This is a genomic window from Gemella morbillorum (genome assembly GCF_900476045.1).
GTDB lineage: Bacteria > Bacillota > Bacilli > Staphylococcales > Gemellaceae > Gemella > Gemella morbillorum.
In genome coordinates this window covers 1,427,740-1,442,712 of sequence record NZ_LS483440.1, presented here as the reverse complement: position 1 = coordinate 1,442,712, position 14,973 = coordinate 1,427,740, and the positions used below count along the sequence as shown (strand labels likewise).

The following is a 14,973-nucleotide window of genomic DNA, read 5'->3' as shown; positions in this document are numbered from 1 at the left end:
TATATATTATACTATATTATGAACTAAATTTAAAATAGTTATTATTGAAATAAATAATTTTATTTTGAATATTAGAATAAATTTTTTTAAAAGAGTAGTTTTATGTAAAAAAAACTATATTTTATGTTATAATAAAAGTAATTTTAAAAATGAGAGGTGGTATTGTTATGAGACAATCAAGAACGTTTATTCCAACAACAAGAGAAGTACCATCCTCTGCAGAGGCAATCAGTCATAAGTTGCTTATTAAGGCGGGGATGGTGAAGCAGGTATCTGCGGGAGTTTACACTTACCTTCCCTTAGCTACTAAAGTAATTCAAAATATTGAAAGAGTAATAAGAGAAGAACATGATAAAATTGGTGCGGTAGAACTGTTAATGCCATTATTGCAATCAGAAGATTATTGGAAAGAATCTGGTCGCTGGTACAAAATGGGCGATGAACTTATGCGTCTTAAAGACAGAAAAGGGGCAGGATATGCACTTAGCCCAACAGCTGAAGAAATTATCTGTCAAACTGTAAATAATATGCTGACTTCGTATAAACAGCTACCAATGAATTTATATCAAATTCAAACTAAATTCCGTGATGAAATGCGTCCGCGTTTAGGATTACTTCGTGGTAAAGAGTTTATTATGAAGGATGGATATTCATTCCATGATTCACCAGAATCTTTACGTGAAACGTATTTAGATTATTATAATGCGTATAGCAATATATTTGACCGTTTTGAACTGAAATATCGTGCAGTAAAGGCTGATTCAGGAAATATTGGAGGAAGTTATACTCATGAGTTTCAGGCTTTAGCAGAAATTGGAGAAGATACAATTGCTTATACTGAAGAGAGTGATTACGCGGCTAACATAGAAACAGCTGCGGTAGTAGAACAAAACTACACAATGCCTTCAGGATTTGAGAAAAAAGAACGTGAACTTCTTGAAACTCCAGATCAACAAACAATTGATGATATTGCAGCATACTGTGGAGTTGAAGTTAATCGTGCGATGAAAGCATTAGCTCTAAAAGCTGATGGAGAATTTTATCTAGTTCTTATGCGTGGTAATGACCAACTTAATGATATTAAATTCATGAAAGCAACTGGAACTTCTGAAGTTGAAATGGCAACTGAACAAGAAATTGAAGAAGTTATGGGAAGTGTTGTAGGTTATATGGGTCCATTTGGTATTAAAAATTGTAAAGTAATCGGAGACAATGCGATTAAATATATGTATAATCACAGTTGTGGAGCTAACAAAAAAGGATACCACTACATTAATGTAAATCCTGGTGACTATGAAGTCGATGCTTATTATGATCTTCGTATGATTGAAGAAGGAGATATTGCAGAGGATTTATCAGGAAAAATTAAATTTGCTAAAGGTATTGAAGTAGGTCAAGTTTTCGAGCTTGGAAAAGGATATTCTGAAGCGATGAATATTACATATTTAGATGCAAATGGACGTGCTAATCATTTTTACATGGGATGTTATGGTATAGGTGTTAGCCGTGTAATTTCTGCAATTATCGAGCAACATAATGATGAAAAAGGTATTATTTGGCCAAAAGAAGTAGCTCCATTTCAAGTACACTTAGTTTGCGTTGATGTGAAAAAACAAGAACAATTAGAACTTAGTGAAAAACTTTATGCTGAATTGACTTCAGCAGGATATACAGTTCTTTATGATGATCGTGCAGAACGTGCAGGGGTTAAATTCAACGATGCTGATTTAATTGGTATTCCACTTCAAGTTGTTGTAGGTAAAAAAGCTACTGAGGGAATTGTTGAAGTTAAGGAAAGAAAAACTTTAGAAAAAGTTGATACATCAATAACAGAAGTATTAGCTAAGGTAGAACAATTTTATAAATAAAAAATAATAAGGTAAAAAAAATACCGACTAAAATAAGTTTAATTAAAACCTATTTTTAGTTGGTATTTTATAGTATAATAGGAGATGTATTTTGTAATAGAATTAAAATAAATTTAGGAGGAATTATGAGTAAAGAACATTTTTCTCTGTTAGTGAAAACACTTGAATTAGAAAAGAAATTGGCAAATGAAAATTTTACTAATTTTTCTTTAGACAATATTGAAAAAGATAATAAAAATAAAATGTGGACTTTTAACTTTAGTGGTAGAAGTTTGCCTTCTTCAGAAGAATTTGCATTATTTATTCAAAAATTAAGAGAAAGTTTTCAAGGAGAGTACCTTGTTAAATATTGTTTAAATATTGAGAAGAAAGTATCTATTGAGGAAATAAAAGAGTATTGGAAATTTGTAATATTAGAGAACTTTTCTGAGCTAGCTCCAGTATTATTGGAGAGTATTTTATTCAGTAAGATTGATGTTAAGGATAATATTTTATCTCTTAATATTATGGCTCCATCTATTTGGAATAATTTTATAAATGAGAAAAAATCACAGATTCTAGGTAGTTATGCTAATTTAGGAATTACTTTAAAAGATATTAGACCAATTTTTTCAAAGACAGATGTAGATGCTGTTCTTGAAAATCAGGAAGAGAAAATAAACAAAGAAATAACAAAATTAGAAGAAGCAGAAAAAGAAATTAAAAAAAATATTAAAGAAACAGAAAAAAATGTATTTAAGAATGGCGGCGGCAATCGTTATGGAAAAGAAATACAAGATGAAGATATAGTGGAAATAAAAGATGTAGTAGGATATGCTGGCGATGCTGTAATAATGGCACAAGTATTTGGAACAGAAGAAATAGTTCATAGAAACGGTTCTACTCAATATCGATTAAAACTTACAGATTATAGTGATTCTATCCTTCTTAGATTATTTGGAAATAATCCAAATCCTAAATTTCAAAATAAACGCCGTAATGAATTAATAGAACTTGTTAAAGGCCTTAAAAAAGGTCAATGGATAAAAGTTCATGGAACAGTTAGCAATGATCCGTATCTTCGTGATACAATTATTGAACCAAAAGCTATCGAGGTTGTAGCTAAAGAGGAGAAAAAGGATAATTATTCTGGAAAGAAAAGAATAGAGCTAAATACTCATACAAAAATGAGTCAATTGGAAGGGATATCTACGGCGAAAGATTATTTAGCTCGTGCTCTAGCTTGGGGGCATGAGGCGATTGCTTTTACAGATACTTATGGTGTTCAAGCATATCCAGAGATTTGTTTAGGTTCGAAAGGAAAAGATATAAAACCTATTTATGGACTTAATGCATTCATAATGGATGATAGTATTACAGCAACAACTAATCCTAAAAAATTAAAACTAAGAGAGGCTACTTATGTAGTGTTTGACGTTGAGACAACAGGATTATCAGCTGAACGCGATAGACTAATAGAGATTGCTGCTGTAAAAGTAAAAAATGGAGCAGAAATTGATAGTTTTGAAAGTTATATTAATCCCGAACGACCAATTTCAGAATTAATTACACGACTTACGAGCATCACAGATGATGATGTACGAGATGCTCCTGTTGAAAAAGAAGTAATGACCGATTTTTATAATTGGTTGGACGAAGATGATATTCTTGTTGCCCACAATGCAAAATTTGACTTAGGATTTATAGACAAGAGTTTTGAACGCTTAGGTTTAGAAAATAAAAATAATGCTAGTATTGATACGCTATTTATTTCAAGAGCGGAAAATAAAGAAGCTAAACGACATGGACTTAGTAATTTGGCAAAAATGTATAAAGTACGCTTAGTTCAACACCACAGAGCGATTTACGATACTAAAGCAACAGCTGAAATTTTTATAAAAATGCTGAATCAACTTTATGCATTAGGTATTGAACATCATAACGAGATTGATAACAAAATAGATTTGAAATTTGCACATAAAAGATCACGAACATTCCCTTGTTCTATTTTGGTGAAAAATGCCAAAGGGTTAAAAGATTTATTTAGGTTAGTTTCGTATAGTTGTACAGAATATTTATCATCAGGAAAGCCGACAATTCCGCGCAGTCTTCTTGAACAGTATCGTCAAGATTTACTAATCGGGAGTGGTAATAGCGAAAATGAAGTTTTCGAAGAATTATTAAATTCAAAAGAAGACAAGGTGGAAAGTATTATAGACTTCTACGATTATATAGAAATCCAGCCTATGAATCACTATGAAAGTTTTATTACGAATGAAAGAATAGCTGATAAGACTGAATTAGAAATTATTTTGAAGAAACTAATAAGTCTTTCAAAGAAAAAAGGTAAAATAGTAGTGGCAACAGGTGATTGTTATTATTTAGATGAATATCAACATGTTTATCGTCAAATTTTACGCCTTTCTGTTAAGAATAATCCAGGTGCGCGTGATATTAAACCGATGGCGACATTTTTAACAACAGAAGAAATGTTAGAAGAATTTTCATTTTTAGATAAAGAACTTCGTGAAGAGATTGTAATAGAAAATACTCATAAAATATCTGATAAAATAGAATTGGTTGTGCCACTTAAAGATAAACTTTATACTCCAAATATAGAAGGAGCTGCTGATGAAGTTAGAAATCTAAGTTATAGTATGGCACACAAAATATATGGAGAAGAGTTACCGGAAATCGTTGAAAAACGTCTAGAAAAAGAGTTAACTTCAATAATAGGTAATGGATTTTCGGTTGTTTATCTTATTTCACATAAACTTGTAAAAAAATCTCTTGATGATGGATATTTAGTAGGATCAAGGGGATCTGTTGGTTCTTCATTAGTAGCAACAATGATGGAAATTACGGAAGTGAATCCATTAGCCCCACACTACGTTTGTCCTAAGTGTAAACATAGCGAATTTTTCTTAAATGCAGAATACGCTTCGGGGTTTGACCTGCCTAATAAAAATTGTCCGCATTGTGATGTTAAAATGACAAAAGATGGACAAGATATTCCATTTGAAACTTTCTTAGGATTTAATGGGGACAAAGTTCCAGATATTGATCTTAACTTCTCTGGAGAATATCAAGCAACAGCACATAATTTTACAAAAGAGATTTTTGGTGAAGATTATGTATATCGTGCGGGAACAATTGCTACTGTTGCTGAAAAAACTGCATATTCATTTACGCGTGACTATTATGAAAAGAATGAGATAGAAAAAAGGAATATTGACTTGGAGCGTATTGCAGCAGGATGTGAGGGAGCTAAGAGAACTACTGGTCAGCACCCAGGGGGAATCTTAGTTGTGCCTAATGATATGGATATTTTTGATTTCACACCTTATCAATATCCTGCAGATGATGAAACAAGTTCGTGGAGAACTACTCACTTTGACTTCCATTCGATTCATGATAACATTTTGAAGTTTGATATACTTGGTCACGATGATCCGACGATGATTAGAAAGCTTCAAGATTTATCAGGTATAAACCCAAAAACAATTGACGTATCAGATCCAGAAGTTATGGGAATATTTTCTGGAGTAGAAGCGTTGGGTGTTACAAGAGAACAAGTTAACTCAGCGAGTGGAACTTTTGGTATTCCAGAATTTGGAACAAACTTTGTAATTCAAATGTTAGATGATACAAAGCCAACAACGTACTCAGAGCTAGTCCAAATTTCAGGATTATCTCATGGGACGGATGTTTGGTTAGGAAATGCCCAAGAATTAATTCGTAATGGAACATGCGAGTTAAAAGATGTTATAGGATGTCGTGATGATATTATGGTTTATTTGATTCATGCAGGCTTGGAAGAAGGACTAGCTTTTACGATAATGGAAAATGTTCGTAAAGGTAAGGGTCTTACAGAAGATTTTGAAGCGGCAATGAAGGAAAATGATGTGCCAGCCTGGTATATAGATTCTTGTAAAAAGATTAAATACATGTTCCCTAAAGCCCATGCCTGTGCTTATGTGCTTATGGCATTACGTATTGCATGGTTTAAAGTTCATCAACCACTAACTTATTATTGTGCGTACTATAGCGTAAGGGCAAGTGATTTTGATATTATCACGGTTGTAAAAGGTGAAAAGAGCTTAAAAGCTAAAATAGAAGAAATAAAAACAACAGATAAAAATGAATTAACAGCCAAAGATAAGGATGCTTTAGTCAGCTATGAGATAGCAAATGAAATGATGGAGAGAGGATTCACATTTTCTAAAGTTGATTTAGAAAAATCAGCAAGTCATGATTATATAATGGAAGGTAATACGTTGATTCCTCCATTCTCTATAGTACCAGGACTTGGTGACAACGTCGCGAAAAAAATAGTTCAAGCTCGTTTGGAAAAACCATTTTTATCTATTGAAGATTTTTCTAAACGAGGTAGTGTATCTTCAACAGTTGTTGAGTATTTAAGAGAAATGGGTACGCTAAAAGGATTACCAGAAAGAGCGCAATTATCATTTTTTGATGAATTATAATAAAAATATAGTTTTATAAATTTATAATTGCATAAGAGAGTTACCGAAAGCAAAGATTTATTTAGTAGAATTATAAATAATATTAATAAAGTATAAATATATTTTCTCTGTAACTCCACTATAAATATAAAGTAAAACTTTATTTATTTATTAATTTGTGGTACTATAATAAATGTAGAAATGTGAATAAAGATACGGAGGAAACAACTTGGAAAAGATTGTAGTTAAAGGCGGGAAACCTTTAATAGGAGAAGTACAGGTGTCTGGAGCAAAAAATGCTGCGTTGCCAATACTGGCAGCAGGATTATTAGCAACAGAAGGTACTAGTAAATTTTATAATGTTCCAAAGCTTTCTGATATAAAAACTATCAGTATGTTATTTGAGTCATTAGGAGTAAAAGTAGATTATAAACCAGAAGAAAATACATTAGAGATGGATGCAACAAAACCGTTGTTAACAGAGGCATCATTCGAATTTGTTAGCAAAATGAGAGCTTCATTTTTAGTGTTAGGACCAATGTTAGCACGCGAAGGAAGCGCTAAAGTTGCTATGCCAGGTGGTTGTTCAATAGGAAGTAGACCGATAGACCAACACTTGAAAGGTTTTGAAGCTTTAGGAGCGACAATTATTCAAGATGCTGGATTCGTTGAAGCGCGCGCTGAAAAAGAATTAGAAGGTTCAACAATATTCTTTGACTTCCCTAGTGTTGGGGGGACACAGAATGTTATAATGGCAAGCTGTTTAGCAAAAGGAAAAACAACTATAGTGAATGCAGCACAAGAACCTGAAATAGAAGATATGATTAATTTCCTAATAAAAATGGGAGCTAAAATTTTTGGGAAAGGAACATCTATTTTAGAAATAGAAGGTGTTGAAAAATTAGTAGGTGCTGAATACACAATTATGTCAGATAGAGTAGAAGCGGCTACTTACATGATTGCAGCAGCAGCAACTAAAGGAGACGTTTTGATAAAAGGAGCACCTTACAAAGATAATGTTGCTTTAGTGAGCAAAATGCGCGAAATGGGTGTAAATATCAAAATAGTAGATGAAGACACTATGCGCGTAAGTAATAAATTGGATATGTTAAAACCAGTTGATGTTAAAACATTACCACATCCAGGATTTTTAACAGATATGCAATCTATCATGAGTGTACTTACTTTACTTGCTAAAGGGACAAGTACTATTACAGAAACAGTTTTTGAAAATAGATTTATGCATGTAGAAGAATTAAGAAGAATGAATGCGAAGATAAGAATAGAAGGACGAAGTGCTTTATTAGAGGGACCAGCTCACCTTGAAGGAGCACCTGTAAGAGCAACGGATCTTCGCTCTGGAGCAGCTCTAATTATCGCAGGTTTGATGGCTACTGGAACTACTAAGGTTATCGATATTTATCATATTGATAGAGGTTATGTAGACATTGAAGAAAAAATGAGAAACTTAGGTGCAGATATTCAAAGAATAGATGAGTAGGTATTCGTATGAGGATAGAAAATAAATTTTTACGATATTTGCGTAATATAGGAATAATTATATTTGTTTTTTATATAGGAACAATATTAGGCTATGTTATTTTGGGAAAAGGAAGTTTAATTGATGCTATTAGTTTAAAGTCAATAAAACATATTAAAGATATTATATACAATTAGGAGGATATGAAGATGACAAGCAATTTATTTGTTGAACTTCAAGAAAAATTAGAAGGGAAAAAGGTTCGTATAGTATTTCCAGAAGCATACGATGAGCGTATTTTAGAAGCAGCGGTAAAACTTAGTGCTACTAGCTACGTGCAACCAGTACTTATCGGAAAAAAAGAAGAAGTTGAAAAAATAGCTCAACCATTATTCTTAAATGTTTCAGGTATTGAATTTATCGATCATGAAAACTATGAGAAATACGATGAAATGTTAGCTAAATTTATCGAACGTCGTGCAGGAAAAGTAACAGAAGAAAAAGCTCACGTTCTATTAAAAGATGTTAACTATTTCGGAACAATGTTAGTATATATGGGAGAAGTTGCTGGGTTAGTATCAGGAGCTATTCACTCAACAGGAGATACTGTTCGTCCGGCTCTTCAAATTATCAAAACAAAACCAGGTGTAAGCCGTACAAGTGGAGCATTTATTATGTCTCGTAACGCATCAAGATTTATTTTTGCTGACTGTGCGATTAATACTTCATTAGATGCTCAAGCTCTTGCAGAAATCGCCGTAGAAAGTGCTAAAACAGCTAAAGCATTCAATATTAATCCAAAAGTTGCTATGTTAAGTTTCTCAACTATGGGTTCAGCTGTAACTCCGGAAACTGAAAAAGTTGCTGAAGCAACTAAATTGGTTCGCGAAAAAGCTCCGACACTTCCAGTAGGAGGAGAATTACAATTTGATGCTGCCTTTGTACCACCAGTAGCTAAACTAAAAGCTCCTAACTCAGAAATTCAAGGGGATGCAACAGTATTTATCTTCCCAAGTCTAGAAGCAGGAAATATTGGGTACAAAATTGCTCAACGTTTAGGTGGATTTGAAGCAGTAGGACCAATCTTACAAGGATTGAACGCACCAGTTAACGATTTATCTCGTGGATGTTCAACAGAAGATGTTCTAAAACTTGCGTTAATTACAGCTACTCAATCATTAGCTGAATAAAATATAAAAAATTTATTAAAAAATCATCAAAATTTCGCACTGAAATCTTGGTGATTTTTTGTTATTTTAGATAATGGTATAAAATAATTTTATTCTTATTTTATATGATAAACTATATTGTGTGAAAGACTTTGTTTTTAGTCTTTATAATTGCATTTACAAGTTGTTATATGTTATTATATAATGATGTATAAATATGGAGGTAAACATGGTTGCGATAGAATCAAAAGACGATTTATATGTAATAGATTTATTAGAAGACTTTGATGAATTTTATTTAGAACTAGAACATTTTGCAGAAGAAAATAGAGTGCCAATAATTGACAAAATTGGAATTAGATTTTTAATTCAAATGTTGAAAATCAAAAAAGCAAAAAATTTATTAGAAATAGGGACTGCTATCGGTTATACATCAATAAAACTTGCAGAAAAAATTGGATGTAATGTTACAACTATAGAACGTGATGATAAGATGTATAATGAAGCGAAAAAAAATATAGAAAAAAGAAATCTAAATGATAAAATAACATTACTTCACGCAGATGCACTAGAACTCCAAGATGAAGTAATAAAAAATGCACCGTATGATATAGTCTTTATTGATGGCGCAAAGAGTCAAAGTAGGAAGTTTTTTGAATTATATGAACCATATTTTTCTGATGATGTTGTTGTTATTACAGATAATGTTCTTTTTAAAGGAATGGTAGCTGATCCTAGTATTATTAGACACAGTAGAGATTTAAAACAACTTTCGAGAAAAATAAATAATTATAATACATGGTTATTAAGTCATGAAAATTATGAAAGTGTAATTTTACCTTTTGGTGATGGAATAGCAATAACAACAAGAAAATAAAGGAGTATTAATATATGAGGAAGTTCAATATTTTTTTAATTATATATTTTATTATACTATTTATATTAATTGTTGTAGAGGCAATAATAGAAAGTACTACAGAATATAGTCTAATAATACTATATTTTCCATACATTTATTATTTGACGGTAGGATTAATAATTGTCAAAGGATGGGAAATACTTTTAAGGGGAATACATGTTTTTTCTAGTAATTCTTTAGCTTCAATATTTATTAAGTTTATTATTTTGGTAATTAGCACGGGTGTCACCCTTTTTATAAGTGTATTTATGTTGTTTTTTGGGGGAGATGCATCATCTGAAAAAATAGGTAACAAAGAGTATATAGTAGTTGAACATGGGATTTTGGCAGCAACTACAAAATATTATTATGAAAGATATAATTTATTTTTAATGAAGAAAAAAGAGAGTTATTCTCATAAAATTTAATTAACGAGAGGATTTAAAATGACAGTAGAGTTAGTAGTAACTCCAAAAAGTATAGAGCATATTTATGAACTTATTAATGTTGGAGCAGATAGCTTTGTAATAGGTGAAGAAAAATATGGCTTACGTCTTGCTGGAGAATTTAAAAGAGAAGAATTAAAAAAAGCAATAGAAGTTATTCATCAAGCAGGGAAAAAAGCGTACGTTAGCGTAAATGCAATTTTCCATAATGAGCATCTTGATGATTTAGTAGATTATCTTCGTTACTTAGCAACACTAGAGGTGGATGCTTTAATTTTTGGAGAACCTACTATTATTACAATATTAAGAGAAGAAGGATTAGATTTCAAACTTCAATGGGATCCACACACATTAGCGACAAACTCATTTTCATGTAACTATTGGGGAGAACGTGGCGCTTACAGAACATGTCTTTCAAAAGAACTTACAATCGATGAGATTTTAGAAATTACTGGTAAAAGTAATTACGAGATTGAGGTTCAAGTACAAGGAATGTTGTGCATGTTCCAATCTGTGAGAAAATTAGTTGATAATTACTTCATGTATAGTAATAAAGAAAATTATATAGAAGAATATAGTAATTCAAAAAAATTATTTTTATACAGTCAAGATAGAAATGAACGTTATCCGATTTTTGAAGACTCAAATGGGACACATATTATGAGTGCAAATGATATTTGTGCGATAGAAGAGTTAGATCGTCTTATAGAGGTAGGAGTAACTGCATTTAAAATCGAAGGTGTTTTAAAAGATGAAGAGTATATTACAGAAGTAACAACAATTTATCGTGATGCCATTGATCTGTATTATGAAGATAAAGAAGCATATGAAGATGAAAAGCAAGATTTTTATAATGATATAGAAAGAATTAAACCTAAATATCGTGAGGTAGATTTAGGGTTCTTCTATAAAAAAACTATGTATTAAAAAGGGTAGGTTACCTATAATAAGCCTAAATTTATATGACAAGGAGGATAGGTCATACTTGAATGTGACTTAAACTTATGGCGATACCAAATATATCAGAAATTATTGATGGGAAGAGAGTAATCACAAAAAAACCAGAATTACTTCTTCCAGCAGGAAATTTAGAAAAATTAAAAGTGGCAGTTCACTATGGAGCAGATGCAGTATTTTTAGGCGGACAGGAGTTCGGGCTTCGTAGCAATGCAGACAACTTCACAATAGAAGAAATAAAAGAAGGTTGCGAATTTGCAGCAAAATATGGTGCAGATATTTATGTGACGGCAAATATTATAGCTCATGATGAGAATTTTGAGGGTTTAGATGAATTTTTAATAGCACTACAAGACGCAGGAGTTCGTGGGATTATCGTTGCCGATCCATTTATTATCGAAAGATGTAAAACGGTTGCTCCAAATGTTGAAGTACATATTAGTACTCAGCAATCAATATCAAACTACAAAGAGGTTCGTTATTGGGAAAGTGAAGGAGTTCATCGTGTTGTTCTCGCACGTGAAACTGGATATGAAGAGATTAAAGAAATCCGTGAAAAAACTAATGTTGAAATTGAAATGTTTGTTCATGGTGCGATGTGTATAGCATATTCTGGACGTTGCACATTAAGTAACTACATGACAGCAAGGGATAGTAACCGTGGTGGTTGTTGTCAATCATGTCGTTGGAATTACGACCTTTATGAAGAAGGTGTTGAAGAAGATACAAAACTATTTGATGAGAACGCTAATCCTTATGCAATGAGTCCTAAAGACTTGACTCTTATTGAAGCTGTTCCAGAAATTATTGAACTTGGAATTGATTCGTTAAAGGTAGAAGGTCGTATGAAATCAATTCATTATGTAGCAACTGTTGCAAGTGTTTATAGAAAATTAATCGATGATTATTGTGCTGATCCAGATAACTTTAAAATGACACCAGAATATAAATTAGAACTTTATAAATGTGCTAACCGTGATACAGCAATGTCATTTTTCTACGAAATACCAAAATATTCTGAACAAATGTTTGGTAATGAAGGTGGTAAGAAAACGAATTACGACTTTGTTGGTCAAGTATTGCACTATGATGAAGAAACGCAAATTGCAACTATCCAACAACGTAACTTTTTCAAAACTGGGCAAGAAGTGGAATTCTTTGGACCAGAGATTGATACATTTAGACAGGTTATAGGAGAGATTTATGATGAAGATGGGGAACTGCTAGATGCAGCAAGGCACCCGCTTCAAATTATTAGAACAAAAATAGATTCTAGAGTATTTAAGAGTAACATGATGAGAAAGGAAATGGGACGTTAATGACAGCTAAAAGACCTAAAATTATTGGTATTGTCGGTGGTAGTGGTAGCGGAAAAACTACTGTTACAAAAAGAATTATCGATGAATTAACTATTGATAAAGTAGCGTTAATCGAACAAGATTACTATTATAAAGATCAAAGTCATATGACTATGGATGAAAGAGTTAAAACAAACTATGATCATCCGAATGCATTTGATAATGAATTGTTATATAATCATTTGTTAGAACTTATCGAAGGTAAAGCGGTAGAACTTCCAGTTTATGACTATGTCAACCACACGCGTAGCGATGAAAAAAAACATCAAGAGCCACGTGATGTAATTATTATAGAAGGTATGTTTGGTCTATACTCTGAAAAACTTAGAGAACTTATGGATATTAAAATTTTTGTTGATACACCAAGTGATTTGCGTATTTTACGAAGATTATTGCGTGACATTAATGAACGTGGAAGAACTGTTGAATCGGTTATTAATCAATATCTGATTTCTGTTAGACCGATGCATGAAAAGTATATAAAACCAACAAAGCAATACGCAGATATTATTATTCCTGATGGAGGATATAACGATATTGCGGTAGATATTTTGATAACAAAAATTAAATCCCTACTAGCAAAATAATTAAAAAAACGATATAATAAAGAGTAGACTAAAAAAAGGAGTACAGTTATGGCTTTAGAAGAAAAATTAGAATATCAAATGACCCAAGAAGGTTATGATAAACTTGTAGAAGAATTAGAACACTATAAAAAAGTAAAACGTCCAGAAGTAATTGAAAAAATTAAAGTAGCACGTAGTTTTGGGGACTTATCTGAGAACTCAGAGTACGATGCAGCAAAAGATGAGCAAGGATTTATAGAACAAAGAATTCTTGAAATGGAACAAATGATTCGTTATGCGGTAATCATTGAATTAGATGAAAAATCTAGTGCAATTCGTCTAGGAAATACAGTTACTTATCAAGAATTGCCAAATGGAGCGACAGAAACTTATAAAATTGTTGGTAGTGCAGAAGCTAATCCATTTGAATTCAAAATCTCTAATGACTCTCCAGTAGCGCAAGCACTATTAGGAAAAGAAGTAGGAGATGTGGTAAAAGTATCTCTTCCGACTGGTCCAGAGGATTCAATGGATATTAAAATCTTAGAGGTTGAATAGTTCTATGATAGCTTTGATAGGTGCAATGCCAGAAGAAGTGGCAATCATAAAAGAAAAGATAGAAAACTTGCAAGAGAAGAAGATTGCTCATGTAAGCTTTTATGAAGGTAGATATGAAGGTCGTGATATTGTTCTTATGTTGAGTCTACCTGGAAAGGTTAATGCTGCAATTGCGACTACATTATTATTAGATCATTATAAACCTGAATATGTAATTAATATAGGTACTTGTGGAGCATTGCAAGGCGATATGGAAATAGGAGATATGATTGTTGCTACAGAAGTTCGTCATTTTGATGTAGATGCAACAGAATTTGGTTATGAATTAGGCCAAGTACCTCAAATGCCTGCGGTATACAAAAGTGATGAATATTTGCAAAAATTGGCAGCCGAAATCAACTTGCCGAATCACAAAATTCATTTTGGTTTGGTTGGAACGTCAGATTCTTTTATTTCTAATAAAGAATTAAAAGAGAATATTTTATCTAACTTTCCGACTATGCAAGTAGTGGAGATGGAAGCAGCAGCAATTGCTCAAACTTGTTATCAGTTCGGAACGAAATTTATTGTTTGCCGTAGTGTAAGTGATAAAGCAGAAGAAGGAACACGTGTAACCTTTGATGAATTTCTACGAATTGCTGCAGTAAACTCGTCTATATTAACGACAGAGTTGATAAAAAAACTTTAATACAATTAATCAGCAAAGGAAAGTAGGTGCTTTTCTTTGCTGAAATATTTATTAAATGTAGGAGGATAAGTATGTCATCGCATTTTTTTTAGTTTTGAGTTCTTATACTCTTCCTAGAGGTACTTTAAAAGCTATCAGTAAAGGTCTATATAGTATAGAAGAATTGGACGAAATTTTTGAATTTGTCAAAAGTGAATATAGAAGATATAGAAAAAATTTAAGAGTTGCTATGGGAATAGTATTATTGTGTATGGCTTTTGTTTTAAGTCTAGGAGTGTTTACTGGTCATCATATGAAGATGGAGGTCTTTTTGGGAATAGTTTTAATGTATGTAATAATATTGATATTAATATTTCTTGTTATATATGTTCAAAAAGTCAATAAAATTAGGAAAACATTTTTGGTAGCGGTAGAAAAAGGTTATCCAGAACTATATAATACCTACCAAAGGGAATTATATGAATATGTTGATTAGTGTAAATAGTAATTGCTATATGGCTAAATAACTAATTGTATTGAAAAAAATATTATAAAATGTTA

At 31.9% G+C, this 14,973-nt stretch carries 12 protein-coding genes; all 12 read left to right on the top strand.

Features of this window, described 5'->3' with window-relative positions; genetic code table 11:
• The first annotated feature begins 167 nt into the window (after positions 1-167).
• The 12 genes from DQN46_RS06930 (at position 168) to DQN46_RS06870 (ending at position 14,908) form a co-directional block, all read left to right on the top strand.
• A complete protein-coding gene (locus DQN46_RS06930; RefSeq protein WP_111743502.1) occupies positions 168-1,868 on the top strand; it encodes a proline--tRNA ligase in 1,701 nt (566 codons plus the stop codon).
• 125 nt (positions 1,869-1,993) lie between these two features.
• Positions 1,994-6,334: a PolC-type DNA polymerase III gene (locus DQN46_RS06925; protein ID WP_111743501.1), complete on the top strand. Its 4,341-nt coding sequence runs from the start codon at positions 1,994-1,996 to the stop codon at positions 6,332-6,334.
• 208 nt (positions 6,335-6,542) lie between these two features.
• Positions 6,543-7,814: a UDP-N-acetylglucosamine 1-carboxyvinyltransferase gene (gene murA, locus DQN46_RS06920; RefSeq protein ID WP_111743500.1), complete on the top strand. Its 1,272-nt coding sequence runs from the start codon at positions 6,543-6,545 to the stop codon at positions 7,812-7,814.
• A gap of 188 nt (positions 7,815-8,002) precedes the next feature.
• Positions 8,003-8,983 (top strand): phosphate acetyltransferase, encoded by a 981-nt coding sequence (gene pta / locus DQN46_RS06910; protein WP_004632792.1) that lies wholly within the window; start codon positions 8,003-8,005, stop codon positions 8,981-8,983.
• A 208-nt stretch (positions 8,984-9,191) separates the two neighbouring features.
• Positions 9,192-9,839 (top strand): O-methyltransferase, encoded by a 648-nt coding sequence (locus DQN46_RS06905; protein ID WP_111743499.1) that lies wholly within the window; start codon positions 9,192-9,194, stop codon positions 9,837-9,839.
• A 14-nt stretch (positions 9,840-9,853) separates the two neighbouring features.
• On the top strand, positions 9,854-10,288 hold the full coding sequence (locus DQN46_RS06900) for a hypothetical protein (RefSeq protein ID WP_111743498.1): 435 nt from the start codon (positions 9,854-9,856) through the stop codon (positions 10,286-10,288).
• 18 nt (positions 10,289-10,306) lie between these two features.
• The gene (locus DQN46_RS06895) at positions 10,307-11,233 is read left to right on the top strand and encodes a peptidase U32 family protein (RefSeq protein WP_111743497.1); all 927 of its coding nucleotides are present in this window, start codon (positions 10,307-10,309) and stop codon (positions 11,231-11,233) included.
• A 77-nt stretch (positions 11,234-11,310) separates the two neighbouring features.
• Positions 11,311-12,582, top strand: coding sequence for a peptidase U32 family protein (locus DQN46_RS06890; RefSeq protein WP_111743496.1), 1,272 nt, complete (start codon positions 11,311-11,313; stop codon positions 12,580-12,582).
• The gene (gene udk / locus DQN46_RS06885) at positions 12,582-13,208 is read left to right on the top strand and encodes a uridine kinase (RefSeq protein ID WP_111743495.1); all 627 of its coding nucleotides are present in this window, start codon (positions 12,582-12,584) and stop codon (positions 13,206-13,208) included. The genes DQN46_RS06890 and udk overlap by 1 nt, the downstream gene beginning before the upstream one ends.
• Before the next feature lie 48 nt (positions 13,209-13,256).
• Entirely contained in the window at positions 13,257-13,745 is a 489-nt protein-coding gene (gene greA, locus DQN46_RS06880) for a transcription elongation factor GreA (protein WP_111743494.1), read from the top strand.
• A 4-nt stretch (positions 13,746-13,749) separates the two neighbouring features.
• Positions 13,750-14,433 (top strand): 5'-methylthioadenosine/S-adenosylhomocysteine nucleosidase, encoded by a 684-nt coding sequence (gene mtnN, locus DQN46_RS06875; RefSeq protein WP_111743493.1) that lies wholly within the window; start codon positions 13,750-13,752, stop codon positions 14,431-14,433.
• A 94-nt stretch (positions 14,434-14,527) separates the two neighbouring features.
• Positions 14,528-14,908 carry a hypothetical protein gene (locus tag DQN46_RS06870; RefSeq protein WP_224207411.1) on the top strand — a complete coding sequence of 127 codons (381 nt, stop codon included), beginning with the start codon at positions 14,528-14,530 and terminating at the stop codon, positions 14,906-14,908.
• Positions 14,909-14,973: the final 65 nt, after the last annotated feature.